Genomic DNA, 18,891 nt, shown 5'->3' on the forward strand with positions numbered 1-18,891 from the left:
ATCTTATCTCCCAAATACTTCATTCCGGCGGATGACACCTCACTATAGCCAGTTCCTCGCCTGGCGTGGCTTGAATGCGGAAACTGCGAAGGCTGGCAGGGAGGAAGATCAACCCTGCTTTTCTTAGCTCAGTCTCCTGGCCATCTACTATGATTCTCCCGGAACCAGAGAGCACTATGAGGGTTGAAAAGCATCCATCGGCTTGAAGTTCAAGAGAATCGCTGATCTCCAGCTTTGTGAGACGGAATTTGTCTGTGTCGGCATACCCTATCAACTCGTATTCCGACCCGCCTGTCTCCTCGCGGATCGTCCTGGGCTGAAGCCGCCATCGTTTCAAGGTCTCCTCATAAGAATAGGAATCATAATGGAAGCAGTCAAACATCTTTTCAAAGCCGACACCTTGATGATAATAGGATTCAGCGATAGGACGGCCATTTAACATCTTCCGTTCGACCCTGATGGTGTAGTCTGTCGGCTCCTGGATCTCGATGAGGAAACACCCCGGACCGATGGCATGCGGCATCCCTCCCTCGATAAGCAGCACCTGGCCGGGTACTACTGGGAAACGATGCAGGCTGTTAATCATACCATGGATATCTTGTTTCTCAAATAGCTCTTTCCACTTTTCTCGGGTCATTCCAGGCTTGAACCCGAACAGGAGATATGGGTCTTCTCCATCTACCTGCCTTCCGCCCAGCACATACCAGGCCTCGGTCTTTCCAAACTGGGAGGCGAGCACGTTGCGCGCGAACTCCCTGTCTGGATGTACCTGAATCGGCAACCGGCTCTTGGAATCCAGCACCTTGGCGAGCACTGCCGTGTTGGCCCCATACTTCTTCACATGTTCTTCTCCAAGAAAAGCCACAGGATCTGATTCGATCATCTCTTTCAATGTAGCGGACCGGCGGCCCAAATCAACCATGCTAAGCCCTTCTACGATATGTTCCCGACCTGGGTTACGCGCCGTTACAATTGACGCCACCCATACCTCCGGGAACTCGCCGTCCCGTGGGTCCGGAAGTCCCTGCCACTCCTCGATTTTCATCCCGCCAGTATATGAGCGCCAGACTCTGGGGCTGCTGAGCACCATGGGGCGCCTGCTAAAAAGAATAAGATCATTTCCTGTCACATACTTCTCCTCCATCTGATAAGCGTCTGTTAAGATAATTCCGCCATCTACAGTTCCGGAAATATATCCCTTAACCGCGGATAGAGACTCCTATATACCTCGAAAAGCGCTCGATATCGAGCGCACGCATTGGCAGACAGCGCCCAAGGATCCTCTACATGGGGCTGCTCTACAGGAGACGGCTCCCTTTGAGATTGTACCATCTGAACTTGATTTGCCTGAGTCCATTCATCCTGAGGCCGGACGGTGTCTGTGTATTGCACCCTCCCATCGCATGCCTCTTCGATGTCGCGGTATATACCCGCGCCCACACCTGCAAGAAGGGCGCATCCATAGACAGAATGTTCCTCATTACCTACGATGGTAACTGGCATGTCATAGATATCCGCTTGTATCTGCCGCCATAATCGGCTCCTGGCTCCGCCACCCGAGCATAGGATTTTGTCAACCGACACGCCAAGCTCCCTAAATATCTCCAGCGATTCCTTCATGGCAAAGCTCACACCTTCCATGATGGCGCGGATCATGTGTCCCCTGCCATGCCGGAGTGTAAGCCCAACGAATGCGCCACGAGCCTGGGGGTCCATATGGGGCGTGCGCTCGCCGGACAGGTACGGCAGGAATATCAGGCCATCAGAACCCGCCGGGACCTTTGCCGCTTCCCTGGAGAGAATCTCATACGGGTCAATGCCGGTAAGCTCGCCTGCTAGTTTTTCCGCATAGCCAAACTTATCTCTGAACCACCTCAGAGAGAGTCCCGCCGCCAATATGGCGCCCATCAGGAGCCATTTCCCGGGAACCGCGTGGCATAAGGTATGCAGCCGCCGCTTCGGGTCGAGAACCGGCCTGGATACGCAGGTAATCAATTGGCCTCCAGTTCCAATTGTTGAAGCTGCGATCCCATCCTTTATGACTCCGCTCCCGATGGCGCCCATGGCCTGATCTCCGCCTCCAGCTATGACTGGAGTCCCCATGGCAAGCCCTGTCTCCTTCGCCGCTTGCGAAGTTATCTCACCTGCTATAGCAGAGGACTCCAGGAGATTTGGCAGGATATCTGGCGGAATCCCAACCGCCTTTACGACCTCCCCAGACCATGCTCTTTTCGTAATGTCTAAGAGAAGCGTGCCTGTGGCATCTGTCAGGTCTGTGGCTACCTTCCCTGTAAGTCTGAGTCGAACATAATCCTTGGGGAGAAGGAGTTTTGAGGTTTTCCTGAGGATATCTGGCTCATTATGCTTGACCCATAGGAGCGATGTCGCCATAAATCCCGTCGCGACGGGAAGCCCGGAGATCTCATACAATCGCTTCGGGCCCACCGCATCGGCAAGCTCCTGGCATTCACGAGCACTTCTTTTATCAGGCCATATAATGGCTGGCCGGAGGCAATTCCCCTCCCGATCGACAAACACCGTGCCATGCATCTGGCCAGAGAGCCCGATACCCTTTATACTTCGGGAATCAACGCCTGACTTGGACAGCACCTGCCTTATAGTATCCTTTGCTGCATCCCACCAGGTTTCAGGATCCTGCTCGGCCCAGTCCGGCATTGGGATCGATATGGGATATTCCTTGCTTGCCAGGCCAAGGATATTCCCATCTGTATCTATCAAAATAGTCCGCGCGCTTGAAGTTCCTATGTCAATGCCGAGCAAGTATTGCATTTGCATTTTCCCTCATACACACCTCCAGAGAATTAAATTTGCCATACTTAGCCCTATACCTGCCAATCTGAGGATATATGCATACAAGCCAAACCGAAAAGTTGCGCCTAATACGCAAGGCGTCCAACATCCACGGCCAATAAGCCGTCATCGCATGACGGTTAGCATAGCACATAGATGGTCATCCCATGACAATCACCCGTGGCGAATAGACTATCACCATATGACGGTCATCATCGCAGATAGATCGTCATCCCGTGACAATCATCCCCTGCGAACAAACTGTCACCATATGATGGTTGGAATGGCAAATAGATCGTCATCCCGTGACAATAACCAGTGGTGAAGAGACTGTATGATATCCATTGCGAACAAATTGCCGCCGCGTTATAAACCAATTATCCCAAATAAATAGCCTGCACCTGGAAGGCCCCAAATGAAGGAATCCCAGATGCAGGCTAAGCATATTGATACCGATGTCACTCAGATAACAAATCTAAAAACGTTCGGTTAACGAAATTCGGTCTGCCAGCGCCAGGTTGCAATTCGCGACTTCCATAGCATTATTGAGCCGGCTTGAGCCTACCATCACGAATCATCAGCACCACGAAGGAGTCTGCATAGGCACTGTTCCGGTAAATAGGATCCTCATCGCCGGGCCAGCCTGTAACTCTGACTTTATCGAGGGCCGGGTTGTTGCCATAGCGCTCCCAGAGTGGCACGATCGGCAAGAGTTCGTTGAAGACCTTCGCGATCTTTGTCACCATGGCCTTCTGCTTAGCCTCGTCAAGGCCCTTGGCGCACTCAATAGTCAGCTCCTCGAGATCGACCTTGCCAAGCGAGGTTTCCTGCACCATTGGGAAGTTCATCCCGGGTCCCGGAGCCTGAACATAGTTATAGGCGAATAGGTCGGCTACATATGAGAAGTGCGGATGCGGGTTGGCGGCACCCCAGCCCATTATGGCAATCTGGAATCTCTGATTGTATACATCGATTGAATGCTGGCTGTATGTTATTCCGCGGACAGTTGTCTTGATGCCAAATCGCGTCATCTGTTGGGCCGCATTCTCCGCCGCGGCGGCCCAGTCTGCATATTCGGCAGGAACCCGGAGCTCAAACTCCATCCGCTCGCCCTTATCGGTGACCCAGACCCCATCCTTGCCTTTCTTGAAACCTATGCTCGTGAGGAGCTTTTCAGCCTTCGCGGGGTCATACGGATATTCATTCAATTTGGCCAGATCTTCTTTGGAGATCCAGAGCGGCGCCAGATTGTCACTGAATCCTGTCATATACTTCTGCCTGCGAGCCGAGTTCCCAAGGGAAACCATGGCATTCTCGTCGCGGTTGATGACATAAGCGATAGCCTGCCGGACTTCTTTCCGATTCAGCGGGTAGATATCATTATTGAATACTAGCGCCGGGCCGGAATAAAGCGGTGGCCTCAAGATCCTTATGCCGGCGGAGATAAATGCCTTTTCAGTGGCCGGCGGGAAACCATGTGTCGCATAATCAACCTGCTTTGCAAGGCAAAGAGGCGTGACGACAGGTGTCTCACCATTATACAGGAGAATCTTATCGAATTTGACCTTAGATGCAGCCCATGAAGTATTAACCTTCTTGAGAGTCAATTGAGCCTCAGTAATGCTGTTCCTATCAATCTCATATGGCCCTGTGCCCACCATACGCTCAGGCCGGAACTGCTCAAACTCCATGCGTAGGGCCTTAACTTCTTCCGAATCTTGATCCTTGCCAGCCGCTTTGAGCTTCATGGCCTTCTCCGCATATTGGCCATAGACTGAATGCGCGCGGATCTGGGTGCGCAGAACATATCTTACAATTGTGCTGGTTGGGGTCTTCATATGAAAAACAACCGTATATTTGTCGGGAGTTTCAATTCTATCAAGATATTTCCACACAACCCAGTTCATGAGGTAACCAACATTAAAGGTCGTTGCAACATCCTTAGAAGTGAACTCGCTCCCATCATTGAATTTTACCCCTTGGCGCAGTTTCACCTCAAATTTGTCTGGAGGAATCAGTTTCCATGATGTGGCCAATATGGGCACCCACGTCCCATCAGCCCATTTGTACATCGCCAGGGGTTCTTCCATCAAGTCATAATAGATCCCGAGGGAAAGGTTGTTAATCACATATGTGTTGTAATGACCTACCGGGGGAAGAAGGTATGGCATGGCTCCGTTGAACTGCCCGCTGGCAAATGCCACAGAAACCAGGCTCATAGCGAACAGGCTCACCAAAATGAGGGTCACGAACAAATACTTGCACCTCATATTTCACTGCCTCCTCATTCAAAATTCTAAAATTCCGCTCCTGACTCTGATCTCCCTTACCCCTCTCCAATTTCCCCACTCTCGCGCACATCTACCGGTCAATTATCAACTTATCTCACGCCACCACCTCCACTGCGCCTTACCATGATCACTACAACAGTGAGAAACAAGGCACCGATTATCACCGTGAGCAGCGTCACCCCAAACTCGGGAGTGCTTCTCCTCTGGAACGGCAGAAGCAAGAGTGAGACAAATGTGACATAAAAAGCTATTCTAAATGCGAGTCTCCCCATTTCGGGGCTCATGAGACCCGCCCCCTGATTGCCATGTGACATGATACCTGGTGTCCGTCCTCAATTTCGACCAACTCTGGTTCTTTGGTATTGCACAAGCCTTCCTCATAATAAGGGCACCTTGGGTGGAATGTACAACCCGGTGGAAGATTCAAGAGACTTGGGATATCTAAACTTCGAAGCTCTACCCGCTGTTTGCTGCGAGTCATTTCCGGATCTGCTTCAGGAATCGCAGAGATGAGAGCGGAGGTATAGGGATGCAGCGGCTTTTCAATTAAATCGGGCGTAGTGGCTATTTCGACCAGCTGGCCCAGGTACATCACGCCAATCCTGCCCTCCCAGGCAAAATACTTGGCCAGGGCCAGATCATGTGTAATGAAAAGGAAGGTGACTCCCATCTCACGCTTTAACTGCGTGAGCAGGTTGAGCAAACTTACTCTTATGGAGACATCTACCATTGAAACAGCCTCATCAGCGACTATAAATCGCGGCTGGACGGTGAGCGCCCTCGCCACCGACACTCGCTGTCGTTGCCCCCCACTGAGCTGATGGGGATATTTGTTGAGAAATTCCTCAGGGGGAGTAAGCCCTACGGTTTCGAGAAGTCTCTGGACCTCTGCGAGGGCTTCTTTATGGTTCTTGACGATCCGGTGGCGAAGAAGCGGCGCGCTCAATATTCTATAAATCGTATGAACGGGATTTAGGGAAGCATAAGGGTCCTGGTGGATGATCTGTACCGACTTACGATATCTCCTGAATTCATCTTTTTTCATCGACCAGACTTCCTTGCCTTCAAAAAGCAACCTCCCTGCACTGGGCGGCAGAAGGCCAGCGGTCATCTTACCAGTCGTAGTCTTGCCGCACCCACTCTCTCCTACGAGACAGACGATCTCTCCCTCGGAAATCGAAAAAGAGACGTTATTGACGGCGCGTACCTCCCGGCCCCGCCACCTGAAATATTTGCTTACGTGCTCTACTTCTATCAAAGGTGTATTCATGCGTGCGACGCCTCCCTGGCACTTACAGCTTGCTCCCATTCAAAGCAGGTGACGTAATGCCTGCCGTCGATCATTATAGGATCAGGCTCTTTTTCCTGACATCTCTCTGTCGCAATGGAACAGCGCTCCCTAAACTTGCATCCCTGAGGCAGGTTTACCAGGTCCGGAGGAAAACCAGGGATCGAGGAGATGTCTTTGAACCCGCCCGACACTGTAGGGACGGCTCTTATCAGGCCAATGGTGTAAGGATGATGCGGATGATAAAAGATGTCGCCCACATTGCCTACCTCTACGATCTTCCCGGCATACATGGTCGCTACTCTATCCGCCAGTTCTGCCGCGAGGGAGAGATCATGAGATATAAAAATCATGGAAAACCCAAGCTCGCTCTTCAGCCGCCTGAGCAGGTCGATGATGGCCCTTTGGGTAAGAATGTCCAGGGCGGTTGTTGGCTCATCAAGCAGGAGGATCTGCGGGTCAAGCAAAAGGCTCATGGCGATCAGTACCCGTTGCCTCATCCCACCGCTCAATTCATGAGGATACGCATTGAACACCCTCTGGGGGTCGAGCTGCACCATTTTAAGAAGCTCGATGGCGCGGCCCCTCACAGCTCTCATGTCGGAAAGCCCGTGCGCCTTTGAAGTATCATAGAAGTGTTCTGATATGCGAAGTACCGGGTTGAAAGCATTGAGCGCCGACTGAAATACCATGGCGCACTCTTTCCAGCGGAATCTTCTGAGTTCTTCTGGATCAAGAGAAAGCACATCAATGCTCTTAGAATCTCGCCGGTAGAGGACCCGGCCGCCTTTAATGTGAGCGGCTTTAGGAAGCAACCTTATAAGAGCTGTCCCGAGGGTCGTCTTGCCTGAACCGCTCTCTCCGATAATAGCGAGGGTTTCGCCCTTCTTGAGTTCGAAACTCACTCCTCTTACGGCTTTCACGGCTCCGCGTCTCGAGGTGTACTCTACCTGCAAATCTTGGATTTCAAATATGGTCTCTTCCGGCATCATCCCGAACTCCTCTCCATGAGCAGAAAACTCAATGGCTGCCTCTGAGCCTTGGATTGAATACCTCCTCCAGGGACCTGGTGAGGGAAACTAGCGACAACTGAAATAGCGCGATCATGGCAACCGGTGACAAGATATACCACAGACTATCCTTAAAGAAGATAGCTCCGCGCACCCAGGCCAGATTGATCATCACGCCCCAGTTGTTTGTGGCGAGGGGCACCAGGCCCAGGAGCACAAGGCCGACTTGGTCATAAATGGCATATGTTACAGCCAGGGTAAAACTGATAATGATATAGGTCATCATATTGGGAAGGACTTCAGCAAATAGTATATGTGCGGTCCCGAGATCTAGAGCCCTTGCAGCTTCTACATAATCGCGCTGTTTCAGGGACAGAACCTGGGCGCGAACCGCTCTGAGGAGCGTTGGCCAGGCTAGAAGCCCCAAGAGAAGCGAAAGGAATATTGGGTTATTCAGCTTTATAAAGCCAGCCAGCACCAAGAGTAGCGGAAATCGAGGTATGGTAAGAAATAGGTCTGTCACACTCATAATGAGCGAATCAAATAGACCCCCTGCAAATGCTGTAAGCGAGCCAAATGTGATGGCGATGAAGGTAGATATGGCAGCTGCTATGAAAGCTACGGTGAGCAACTCCCTCCCGCCATGAACGATCTGAGAAAAGATGTCCCTGCCCTGGTGGTCGGTCCCGAGCGGGTGAGCAAGGGAAGGCGGATGATATATCATCCCGATATCGGCCGATGTGTCCAGTGGGATGAAATAAGGGCCTATATAACTGAAAAGGATGAAGAAAACGACCATTAGAAATCCCAGGAATCCCACCCGGTTTCTCGAAAGCAGCTTCAATATTTGAAATATGCCGCCAAACAGGTCCTTTATCCAAGAGATGATGGTGACATAGATTACGCTACCATTAGCGTTTGTGGCTTCGGCTGACTTCAAAGTTTCATTCACCTCCACCGAGCTGAATACGCGGGTCAAGCTTGCTGTAAAGGAAATCTGCCAGGAGGTTCGCGACTACAACTGACATTGTGATGATCATAAATACCCCCTGCATTACCGGATAATCTCTCTGGGCAATACTGTTGGCCAGCACCGCGCCAATTCCTTGATAGACGAAGATGCTCTCGATCAGCGCAGAACCGCCAACGATAAACCCGATGGAAACCGCTAGCTGGGTGAATAGGGGCAAGGAAGCGTTCCGGCCCACATATGCTGTAGTTATCCTGCCGGTCTTGAGACCCCGTGCATGGGCGACTGTCACATAATCTTCCTCCATGGTAGATAAAGTGCTTCCCTTCATGGCCAACATCCATCCCCCTGTGGTAGTCAGCACATAGGTCAAAATCGGCAGGAAAGCATGGAAGAGCACATCTTTAATAAACGCCAGGCTGAAACTGGGTTTCATCCCGGGAGAAAGCGAGCCCCTCATTGAATGAATAGGCAAGATTCCCCATTGAACTCCAAGAAAGACCACGATCAAAATGGCTATAAGATAATTGGGAATCGAGCTAAAGGCAGATGCAATCCCTGTCAGGACATGATCCATCATACTTTCCCTTCGGTAGGCTATCATCATCCCCAAGAATACACCCAGCATAAAGCTTATGCAGAGGGATATTCCTACACTGAAAAGGGTCCATGGGAGGAACTTCTTTATGATAGAAACCACGGGAGTGCCCTTTGAGAGGAAGGATTCGCCAAGGTCCCCTCTTATGAGGGCTCCGAGGAAATCAAAATACTGCAAGTATAGAGGAGCGTCAAGGTCGATGGAAAAAAGCGCCGCAGCCTGGTTTTTCGCGTCCTCATATGGAATGCCATATTGAGCTACAAGCTGGTTGATATAGATTTGAACAGGATTCCCGGGCATGAGTCGAATCAGAAAGAATGTCAGAGAGATTATGACAAAGATCGTGATGATCGCCTTGCCGAGCCGCCTGAGGAGATATGTGGAATACCTCCTCCTGGCTGGTCTCAATTTGACAACAAAATTACTAGCTCCGCCTGTTGCCGTTCCAGAAACTCCGGTCCTGCTCATCGCGCACCCGATCCTTTCAATATGTTTCCTATAATTTACTTTTGACTATGTATCCATATGCCACAAAGATGCCAATTTCACGTCAGGGGAATTTCCCTCCAGGCTCTCTAGGGAAAAATTGTTCTCCGAGTGTAGACTGAAGAAGGAGTTTCCTTACACTATTAAAGAGATTCCTCATATGTTTAAGAATTCCTGCTAAGAATCAAACTTTTTTCCCAAGACAATTGTGGCATGAAACAATGTGCAGACTTGCAGAGTACGATCAGAAAATCTGCAATTTAGATCCGCACATCATCTGGGCGAAAACCTGCTCATTCTTTATCGCGGGAGAGTTGTAGAACGAGGTGAGACAGCCGATATCTTGAAGTCTCCTGCTCATCCTTACAAGAAATTGCTCATAAAAGCGCTTTTGCCCCCTTACCCAGACAGGAAAGTCCTGATTTCAGGAGAATTAAATCTTCGTGTGCCAAGTGAAGCCCTGGGTGGCGCAGACCATTCCTGTCCCTTTGCGGCTAGATGCCCGGAGGCTATGGATATACGCAAAACCAGGGCGCCGGGCACGATCACATTGCGGGGCGAGCATGAGGTAAGCTGTTTCTTGTGCGAAGAGAAAGTCTCATAGCATAACGAGAGAATCAGTTCCAAAAGGCGTATGCCGCCCGGCAGAGACACCAATAGAAAGGAGTCTTCGTCTATGGTGGGTATCGCAATGTTGAGTTTCGCTCATGTGCATGCTCCTGGATATGCCAAGCAGGTGCTCGAACAACCTGACGCAAAGTTGGTGGCCATATGGGATGAGGAGGAAGAACGCGGCCGGCAAGCAGCGGAGAGGTATGATGTGCCCTTCGAGCCAGATCTCGACAAGGTGCTCAGCAGGCCGGAGGTAGATGCTGTGGTCGTCGACACCCCAACATCGATGCACCCTGATGTGATCATCGCTGCGGCAGAGGCAAAAAAGCATATCTTCACAGAGAAAGCGCTGGCCATTACAGTCAGGGAAGCTGACAGAATCGTAGAGGCTGTCAAAAGATCGGGAGTCAAATTCATGATATCCCTGCCCAACCGGTGCCGGCCAGATCGTATCTTCGCCAAGAGGGTCGTAGATGAGAAATTGATCGGAGATATCACCATGGCTCGCCTTCGTGTAGCGCATTCAGCAGCTCTTGACTACTGGTGGAAGCCTGGTAACTGGTTCCGCGACCCCGCAAGGGCAGGAGGAGGAGCATTCATCGACCTTGGCTGCCATACCTTGGATCTTGCGCTGTGGCTTCTTGGGCGGCCTAAGTCTGCCATGGCAAGACTCTCTAACTTCCTGGGGAACTATGAAGTAGATGACAATTCGGTGGCGATGATCGAATTCGAAAACAAGGCCATTGCCATGCTGGATGTCTCATGGGTGCACCGGGCCGGGACCAACACTATCGAGCTCTTTGGAACAGAAGGCTCCCTCGTTATTGGGTCTCCGGGAAACGAAGTCCAGATCATCAGCACAAAGCTGGCTCCTCAGGGGATCCAGGGATGGATAAATCCCACAAAACTGCCTGATCCAACGCCGCTTCCCATGCGACAGTGGCTCGATGCCATAACCAAGGATACGCCAACCCTTATCACTATAGAAGATGGCCGAAATCTTACGGAAATCATCGAGGCATGCGCTATCTCATCTAGGGAGGGGCGCGCGGTAACGCTGCCACTTTAGCGGAGCAGTGACGCTACCTCTGGCTATAGTCCGGGATGCGACGGCCCCTGGTCAGCACCCTGTCTTCTTGGGAACCAGATCTGCAACGCTATCCAGAACGAAATCCGGCCGGATATTGGAATGCTCGAGATCAGCCCTGGTGGTAACGCCAGTAAGCACCAGGGCTGTTTTCATTCCTGCATTTATGCCCATGACCATATCCGTTTCCAGGCGATCGCCCACCATGAGACAATCAGAGGCAGCGAGGCCCAGGCGTTTCAGGGCGATTTCCACCGTGATCTTTGATGGTTTCCCTATCACAACCTCAACCTTCCTCCCGGTGGTCCCCTCAATCGCCCCGATCATGCCGGCCGCGTCCGGTATCTCGCCGCCCTCAACGGGACAGCTCCGATCGGCGTTGGTGGCAACGAAGTGCGCCCCTCGTTTGATCGCCTGAAAAGCGCAATTGAGTTTGGTATAGTCAAAAGTCCGGTCGAAGGCCGCAACCACATAATCTACCGCGTATCCTACAGCGGCTGGGTCATCAACCACAATAAGGCCGGCCTTCTTGAGTTCCCTAATAAGGGGCGGTTCTCCGATGGCGTATACCCTGCACCCCGGGGAAATTCCGGAAAGGTAGGAAGCCATGACATAGGACGAATTTATGACATCCGCCGGGTCCGTCGGGATGCCCAGCCGGGTGAGTTTCGCCGCGTAGTCCTCCCTGTTTTCGAGAGGTTTATTTGATAGGAAGACGAGCCGCCGACCAAGGCCACGCAAAAACGCAATTGTATCTGAAGCGCCTGGAATGAGCTTGTCCCCGCGATAGATGGTCCCGTCTAGGTCAAATATGTATCCATCGAACAGGCAAATTTCAGTTTCAGAATCACGCATGAAATGATCCCCTCTCTGTGCTTAGAAAGATGCCGCGAGGCTGCCGATAAGAATATGGAAATCTGATCCTATCTAGATTCGGCGTCAAATATCAAATCCCCGAAAAATGATGGAGCATGGAAGGTTCCGGGGGTGAAGGACCAGCCGCTGAATTCTCCAGATCGGATGGCGCTCCTGTTGAAATTGACCCCCCAGATATCCCCGGGCTTGGGAAACCTGCGCGAGATCTCCCGAATTGGCACGGCAATCTCAACACTCCAACCTTCGGCAGTTTTTGCGGCCGCCGCTCTCCAGTCGCCATTCCATGCCGGGCCAAGCCTTGAATAGCTGTCGTATTGCGTGCCAAGGGAGTTGACGGCGAAATGATAGTAGAAGCTATGATCATGCCCGGGATCCAAAAATAGCTCAACAGAATCATCATAGAATACAGGACCATCTCTTTTGATAACAGAAGCGATAGTGGATCCTGGCGCCGATTCCCTGACATCATAGGCTACATAGAGATTATCATCATCATAGGATACGGCTATCCGGGTCTCCTCCTCAGCCCTCCCCTCTCCTGTAATGACTTCAAATCCACCCTGCCAATCGGCGCCGTTCCAGGCCAAATCATCGAGGTCCCCATCGATAATAGGCGGCATTTGGGTATATACCGCCCTGATAATCCGTGGGGTCCCGCATTTGCGAAACGATGAAGATGTGGCGAGAGTCATGACCGATCCCTCCCCGCAGGGCTCCGACCCAGCAAATCCAGCCTCAGCAGATTCCGCCCTGGCAGGCTCAGCCTGGCCGGACCGAACCCCGGCAATCCCGGCTCTGGCTATCCTGTCTTCACTCCCGCGAGCAGGGGCGCGCGTGGCAAAAGGCCCTGTTTTGAGGGCTTGGAGATATAAATCTGTCAAATATGGATACGCGAAAATAACTACCCCGGAGATATTAGAATTGGATCCGCGACCCAACTGAGAGGCGCTGGAGCCGGTTTGTTGCTCTATCTTCGAGACGTGGGCGCCGATCCTCCGGATCTCCTCAATCTGCTGGACTAGCGCATCAGCCCCCGGCAGATTGAACCCTTGAAGCCCTATATACATCGGGATACCGCCTTGCGCGAAGTATCTCGTCCAAACCAGCAAACCTTTCATCTCGCTTACCCGCGAGCTGTATGCCATGGGGATCAAGGCGTCTATATAACCCGCCCGCACCCATTCCGGCCAATCCTGCAAAAATCCCGGGTTCAACTCCAGCGGCATTCCTCGAGGCATCACAGCGCAAGTAAGCTCAACATCTGGCCTTATATTGCGCACTCGTTCTGAAATAGCCCTGACAACGCCGGTTACAGAATCAGCGCGCAGCTTATTCCAGGCCCTGAACTCTTCTGGGTTAAAAAGTGGATCCAGATCCAGCGGATCGATCCCATATTCCTTTTGAAATTCCTCCCGATGCGCCAGGCTGTAGCAGGTATCAGCGGCGGCAGGGTCAGGGAAACGAATGTAATCAAGGTGAATCCCATCAACGTCGTATTTCTCCACGGCCTCTCCTATGAGGTCAGCGTAAAACTCGGGGACTCCAGGATGCATCGGGCAGACCCAGAAGAACCGGTTCGCGCCCTGCTTGTACCCCTGCTCTCCGCTCCTGCTGATGGCCGTCCATTCGGGATATCTGGTCAGTACAGGTCCTGGAGAGTTCAGACCCACATAGAACATGCTGAACCAAGCATGAATCTCCATGGAGCGGCTATGGGCCAGCCGCAGGAATTCTTTTAGAGGATCGAAGCCTTTAAAGGTAGGCATCTGCGCCGGCATTCCACGCGAACGCAGGATGGCTGATGGATAAATAGTCTGCCCCTGGTAAAACGCCTCCACAAAGATGGCGTTAAAACCTGCATCGTGAAGCCGTTCAACGAGGGTCTGAATTCCAGCGGAGTCACCGGGAATGCTTTTTGCGTTGACCCACACGCCCCGAAGCTCTGGAAGGACGCTGGCGCCGCAGGAATCCGGGAGGCTATGGCTATCATGCCGCGCGGGAAAGCTACCATTCAGCCCTTGATTGACACCCCTCGAATCGGGATGGTGTTTGGGAACAGAAGTATCAGAAAGCTCGGAATGATCAGGAGGATCCGCAAATCCATGAGCGAAGAACCGGGCAGACGTGCTAATAGGTGGAAATAAGATCAGCAAGGCTGAAATCATAGTATATACCAAGAATTTACCACGGGACCAATGGGAAATCTGCTTCAAATCGCTACCCCCTCCCCGGTCATGGCTCTTTCTGTTCAGGCCGCCGACGGCACGGATGAATAATCTATTCCCAGGGCTCTTGCAAGGGGCACGAAGTGATCAGCAAACGCCGAATATGGCACATATGAGGGCGAACTGGAAAGAGTAGCCATAGTCGGGGTAATGTTAAAGATAGGCAACTCTGCGAATGGTCTCATCTCCAGAGGAAGCCCCCGGTACATTCCGCCCGCGACAGACCTAAAAGCATCTTCGGCTGTCGGATGATGAGGATTATCATAGAACCACGATGGCACTACCCAGATTACTCTCCCTACAAGTCCCTGCTTGATAGCTTTCAAAAGGAAATTCCCGCAATGAACGATCTCAGGCAGGCTATGGTAACAATCAGAATGCGCATCGAAATGTAACACTGTGGCTCTTCGAAGGCCTGCCTTCTTCCAGCAAAAGTATGCCTCCCTATGGTCGGCCATCCCCACCGCTGCAAGCGGAGGCAGCTCGATTTTGGCTGCGGAAAGCCTTGACAAGAAATCCTGAGGCGATATCCATGCCTTAAACTGCCCGGGGTTGAGTACCCCACGATGGTAGATAGGCGGCCCGTAAAAGAAATCTACGTCAACGTCTACGAGAAGATCAAACATATCTTGATCACTCGCTTAGCATTGCAAGCCACTGCCTCTAGGTGTGGCATGGCTGACCGTAAGACTTCTAGCGGCTATCTCCTTCGTCCGGCACGACTTCTTGCTTCCCAACAAAATACCGGTATCTCAGATGATTACAAAAATTAGTATATCATATCTCCCATGGGAATTTACACCCTATCAAATCAGACAGTCCATGGTGAAATCTGTCTCCGGTGGATATCACAAAGTGAGCTTCCACTGGCTTTTGAGTCCTCGCTATCTTTACAAAGAACTGATTCCAGCCTTCCCTCAGGGTCGCGTCTGCATAACTCCTCCCGTCGCCGCCATAGTTGGGCCTCAGAATCCCCTCACCCCTTGCCTCGCAAATCAGGTTCCCGTTTAGCCACAGCTTGAAGGGGCATGTGGAAGGCAGACCTACCCAGACCGGCCTAGAAGATGGACTATGAACATAATGTCTCAAGTATATTACGCCAGGTTCATTCTTGAAGAGACCTTCAATCTTGAGCTCATTTTCAGGGAAATTAACCTCGATCCACCCTTCCCCGACCCCGGAAGGTTCGGCATTCTCTTCTGCAGGGAGAATCGTATCTATATCCCCGTCAAACCTTTCGGAAACCAGCCACTTGTTAGCTCCCACGAAAACTATGGGCACATCTTCCACTTGTGGTCGCTGCGCCGGCCTTATTCTAACGCTTCCACGGTTGGATATATCGAGTGCTCTCGCAGTGCAGACCCTTATAGCAAAACTGCGCCTGGCCTCCTGGTTTGGCTCTAAAAGAACTCGCTGCACAAGTGGGGAAACCTCCCACCCCTCTGGGAATAGGAGCGATACCTCGGCTTCAAACATAGTGAGCGTGGCATTCCTCAAGATTATATCAACCTTCCTGACTTCTTTTGTCGAAATGGCCGGTCCTTCCACGTAATCTATCGAAACGGTCAGCGTCCCAAGGTCGAAATCCACGCGAGTGGGAGGAGCAGACCAAAGCATCCTCGTCCGTTCCCCGGGCTCTAGAGTTAAGGCCATATCTCCATGCAGGACTATCGAATTCCCATTCAGACGCGTCAACTCCGCCTGGCAGGCTTGGCCGGCTATTGAATTCCCATGGAGAGCCATTATCTGTTTTCCGATACGACATACCCTTTTTGTAAGCTCATCCAGGTCTCGAGGTTCCCTTACATTCTTGATTCCCTCCCAGGAGGAATTGGTGGCAATCCTATCACTCAAAGGTTCGACCCACTTCTTGGGGATGCCGTCCTTACCTAGGATGATTCCGAGCAGGGCCCCAACCGTCGCCCCCGTGCAATCAGTGTCATAGCCGCAATTCACTGCCTTGCAGATTGCGTCCCCGAAATCCTCTCCATAGAGCAGACCTATTGTCTGGAACCCCAGATTCACAGGTGAATACTGAGCAATAGGGCTATAAGACTCTTTTAAGACGAAGTTCCTTGCGTCTTTCCAATTCAGCCCATCTTTATATGCCTTGATAGCATTTCTGATTGCTTTTGCAGTCTCGCAATTCTCTGGAATAAAGGACAGGCCTATCTCCAGGAGCTTCTCCTTGTCACTTGTCACAAACGCCGCAGACTGCATCGCCGCATTGAACATCTCGCCATAGACTGATTCTCCGCCGGCATGATCAACTATAGCATCCTCGTAGGCATAAGAGGCTGCCACATCCGGCAATCCCGGCGCTATGCACGCCCATATCTCAGAGCGTATTGGGCTCCCCATGCAATGCTTGAACCAATTGTTGAAATATCCTGAGATCGGCGGCAAAAGGCCTTTCCTGAGGTTGGTCTTGTGAAGGCCGTATTCATCGAAGTTATACTGGATGCAGTCCAGCCAGTAACGGGCGAGATCCCGCGCCTTGATATCGAGCCCTCTATCTTCTAGCGCCTGGAGCCAGATGAGCTGAAGCTCCAGGTCGTCATTGGGGATCCCACCTTCTACTATCCTCGGATACCACCATACATCGAAAAGCTCTTCTTTCCCCCACATACCCTCAAGCGGAGTTCCAAGCGTACCCCCGCAATTCTTGCCTAGCCAGCAGCCATAGACTTTGTCGTAGTATTCGTCTTCGTTCAGGAACATCTCCCTCACTCCCCTCACTCAGTTTCATTCGCTATGAGCATGCGACTTCCTGCATTGCACAAAGGATGATGTTGTAGCTCAAAATAGCCGCCCGGCATAGACTGTATAGGCGACCTAGATTCTGAAGTCATGGGGCAAGGACTTCAGCTTTCTTGGTTCATATTGCTGTAGATGACCAAGCTCGAATTTAAAAATATGAGCTGATTGTGCGCGGCTAACCCGGCAACCGCGTGGTACATAGCTTGGTTATCTTCCAACTCTAGACTCAACTCTAGACTTGGCAGTCTATAACCGCCTGTAGAGATGATTTGGGTATCATGAACTCCAGATTAAGAGAGGTGATCCCATGCTCGAAATCTTGAAAAAATGGGGAATTTGGCCTCTGGTCCTCTTGACGGTTTTTGGCATCATATTCGCGGTTGTCAGAGGATACCAATATGAACGCGCCCTTCGCGAAGCCCTGGAGGCAAAACAAAGGGCTGACGAAGCCTTATCGGCCATATCTAATCTAGAAAAACAGCTTCAGCACATCATCGAGGAGACAAAAAGGCTTGATGAAGAACAGGCAAAGCTGGACGCAAGGGTGCGTGAGCGCGATAAAAGATTACAGGAACTTGAAAGGATGATTGTGAAATGAGACGACTGCGCCTGATTCGAGGTCTGATCTTGATCTTGATAATAGTAGCAATATCGGTGGCACTATTTGATATGCCGACCTGCGCCCAAGAAACAGGATCGATCCCTGGTGCGGATTCGGCCATTGCGGCGACCAGCGCATCAAATGGGGAACCCACCGGAATTCCTGAATCTTACGCAGATTTGAAGGCGCTATATGTGGCAACCCTCCAACGCCTTGTAGAACTCGAAAAGGCCTATCAGGAGGCTCTCGATCTCGCCAGGGGTTACCGATCAGATTGGGAAGACCAGCGAGCAATTGCTGAGGCCAGGAAATCGCAGGTGGAGGAGATGACCCGCATCAATGAAACCTTGATGGGAATCATCAAGGAACTAAGGGATACCATAAATAAACAGCATGAGGTTATCATGAAGCTCACCGAGAAGAGATCGCCGATCGGTTTTAGCGCAGGGCTCTCCCTTCAGCCGCGGATGACAGATGATGGAGGGATCTCGTTCCACCCGGGCTTTACCTTTGGTGTACTATTAGTGCCATAGAGTTTGCGCGTTTGAAAATAGGATTCTGTCGCCCGTCTGTCCAACACGAGGCAGGCGGCATAGTTCCCGGCTCCCAGGAGAAAATAGTCCTAAAGGCGTAGAAAGGAGGACATGTGGCGCGCACTCCAATTGCGAATATGTCGCGCCGCGAGAATATGCTTTCAGCAGAAGTGTCCCTCTACCCGATGGAGACTATGGACTCAGATGATATAATCAACTCATCACTCAAAGCACTATCTGATCATGACCTCAATTACGAGGTAGGACCACTTAGCACTCGACTCTCGGGACCGGATGAATCTGTATGGAGGGGATTGCGGACCCTCTATGATCGTGCAAAGAATCACGGAATAGAGGTCGCCATGGTGGTGACTGTGGCAAACTCAAAGAGATAGATCCTCGAGCCGTCATTGGAGAGCGAGGTCACCATGGTGGTGACTGTAGCAAACTCGAAGAGATAGGTTCCTAGGCCATCATCGGAGAGCAAGGATACATTTCCTTGGCTGGCTGGAGCATTGTCACCCCGAACCAGTATATACCATAAAATTCCTTATTATGAGTGACCAGAGCCTATGCTTTTCCAGTCCAAAGGCGAGGTGGCAGGATTTTCGGCACTTGAGAGCAGAAGCTGACGAAATCTCAGCCACCTCTGCGTCCAAGCCGGCCTAAATCTCGCCACCCCTTGCCACTATATCCCATAAGATTCCTTATTATGGATAATTATAACCTATAATCTTCCAATT

General features: G+C 51.4%; 17 protein-coding genes. 5 read left to right on the forward strand and 12 right to left on the reverse strand.

Annotation, left to right across the window (positions count from 1 at the left end):
- Nucleotides 1-19: 19 nt before the first annotated feature.
- The 8 genes from HPY52_12965 to HPY52_13000 all read right to left on the reverse strand — a co-directional run bounded on the left by HPY52_12965 (nt 20) and on the right by HPY52_13000 (nt 9,436).
- Nucleotides 20-1,144 (reverse strand): class I mannose-6-phosphate isomerase, encoded by a 1,125-nt coding sequence (locus HPY52_12965; protein NPV81160.1) that lies wholly within the window; start codon nt 1,142-1,144, stop codon nt 20-22.
- A 32-nt stretch (nt 1,145-1,176) separates the two neighbouring features.
- Complete coding sequence (gene xylB / locus HPY52_12970) at nt 1,177-2,790, reverse strand: xylulokinase (GenBank protein NPV81161.1); 1,614 nt, start codon at nt 2,788-2,790, stop codon at nt 1,177-1,179.
- A 563-nt stretch (nt 2,791-3,353) separates the two neighbouring features.
- On the reverse strand, nt 3,354-4,883 hold the full coding sequence (locus HPY52_12975) for an ABC transporter substrate-binding protein (protein ID NPV81162.1): 1,530 nt from the start codon (nt 4,881-4,883) through the stop codon (nt 3,354-3,356).
- A 308-nt stretch (nt 4,884-5,191) separates the two neighbouring features.
- Nucleotides 5,192-5,386 (reverse strand): hypothetical protein, encoded by a 195-nt coding sequence (locus HPY52_12980; protein NPV81163.1) that lies wholly within the window; start codon nt 5,384-5,386, stop codon nt 5,192-5,194.
- Complete coding sequence (locus HPY52_12985) at nt 5,383-6,372, reverse strand: ABC transporter ATP-binding protein (GenBank protein ID NPV81164.1); 990 nt, start codon at nt 6,370-6,372, stop codon at nt 5,383-5,385. Before HPY52_12985 ends, HPY52_12980 begins: the two co-directional genes overlap by 4 nt.
- A complete protein-coding gene (locus HPY52_12990) occupies nt 6,369-7,382 on the reverse strand; it encodes an ABC transporter ATP-binding protein (protein NPV81165.1) in 1,014 nt (337 codons plus the stop codon). Before HPY52_12990 ends, HPY52_12985 begins: the two co-directional genes overlap by 4 nt.
- A 28-nt stretch (nt 7,383-7,410) precedes the next feature.
- Nucleotides 7,411-8,277: an ABC transporter permease gene (locus tag HPY52_12995; GenBank protein NPV81166.1), complete on the reverse strand. Its 867-nt coding sequence runs from the start codon at nt 8,275-8,277 to the stop codon at nt 7,411-7,413.
- A gap of 67 nt (nt 8,278-8,344) precedes the next feature.
- Nucleotides 8,345-9,436, reverse strand: coding sequence for an ABC transporter permease (locus HPY52_13000; GenBank protein ID NPV81167.1), 1,092 nt, complete (start codon nt 9,434-9,436; stop codon nt 8,345-8,347).
- Nucleotides 9,437-9,797: 361 nt separating this feature from the next.
- Here HPY52_13000 and HPY52_13005 point away from each other — a divergent pair, with 361 nt between their 5' ends.
- Both HPY52_13005 and HPY52_13010 read left to right on the forward strand, forming a co-directional pair.
- On the forward strand, nt 9,798-10,058 hold the full coding sequence (locus HPY52_13005; GenBank protein NPV81168.1) for a hypothetical protein: 261 nt from the start codon (nt 9,798-9,800) through the stop codon (nt 10,056-10,058).
- 72 nt (nt 10,059-10,130) lie between these two features.
- Entirely contained in the window at nt 10,131-11,135 is a 1,005-nt protein-coding gene (locus HPY52_13010) for a Gfo/Idh/MocA family oxidoreductase (protein NPV81169.1), read from the forward strand.
- Between the two features lie 51 nt (nt 11,136-11,186).
- Here HPY52_13010 and HPY52_13015 read toward each other — a convergent pair whose 3' ends face one another.
- From HPY52_13015 to HPY52_13030, 4 genes are all read right to left on the reverse strand, one after another.
- Entirely contained in the window at nt 11,187-12,008 is an 822-nt protein-coding gene (locus tag HPY52_13015) for an HAD-IIA family hydrolase (GenBank protein NPV81170.1), read from the reverse strand.
- 68 nt (nt 12,009-12,076) lie between these two features.
- Nucleotides 12,077-14,242 (reverse strand): family 10 glycosylhydrolase, encoded by a 2,166-nt coding sequence (locus HPY52_13020; protein NPV81171.1) that lies wholly within the window; start codon nt 14,240-14,242, stop codon nt 12,077-12,079.
- A 35-nt stretch (nt 14,243-14,277) separates the two neighbouring features.
- A complete protein-coding gene (locus tag HPY52_13025) occupies nt 14,278-14,880 on the reverse strand; it encodes a hypothetical protein (GenBank protein NPV81172.1) in 603 nt (200 codons plus the stop codon).
- Between the two features lie 151 nt (nt 14,881-15,031).
- A complete protein-coding gene (locus tag HPY52_13030) occupies nt 15,032-16,993 on the reverse strand; it encodes an ADP-ribosylglycohydrolase family protein (GenBank protein NPV81173.1) in 1,962 nt (653 codons plus the stop codon).
- Between the two features lie 328 nt (nt 16,994-17,321).
- Between HPY52_13030 and HPY52_13035 the strand changes: the two genes are divergently transcribed.
- The 3 genes from HPY52_13035 (at nt 17,322) to HPY52_13045 (ending at nt 18,543) form a co-directional block, all read left to right on the forward strand.
- The gene (locus tag HPY52_13035; GenBank protein ID NPV81174.1) at nt 17,322-17,612 is read left to right on the forward strand and encodes a hypothetical protein; all 291 of its coding nucleotides are present in this window, start codon (nt 17,322-17,324) and stop codon (nt 17,610-17,612) included.
- On the forward strand, nt 17,609-18,148 hold the full coding sequence (locus HPY52_13040) for a hypothetical protein (GenBank protein ID NPV81175.1): 540 nt from the start codon (nt 17,609-17,611) through the stop codon (nt 18,146-18,148). Before HPY52_13035 ends, HPY52_13040 begins: the two co-directional genes overlap by 4 nt.
- A gap of 155 nt (nt 18,149-18,303) precedes the next feature.
- A complete protein-coding gene (locus HPY52_13045; protein ID NPV81176.1) occupies nt 18,304-18,543 on the forward strand; it encodes a hypothetical protein in 240 nt (79 codons plus the stop codon).
- The last annotated feature ends 348 nt before the right edge of the window (nt 18,544-18,891 follow it).

The organism is Bacillota bacterium (genome assembly GCA_013178415.1).
Classification (GTDB): domain Bacteria; phylum Bacillota; class SHA-98; order Ch115; family Ch115; genus Ch115.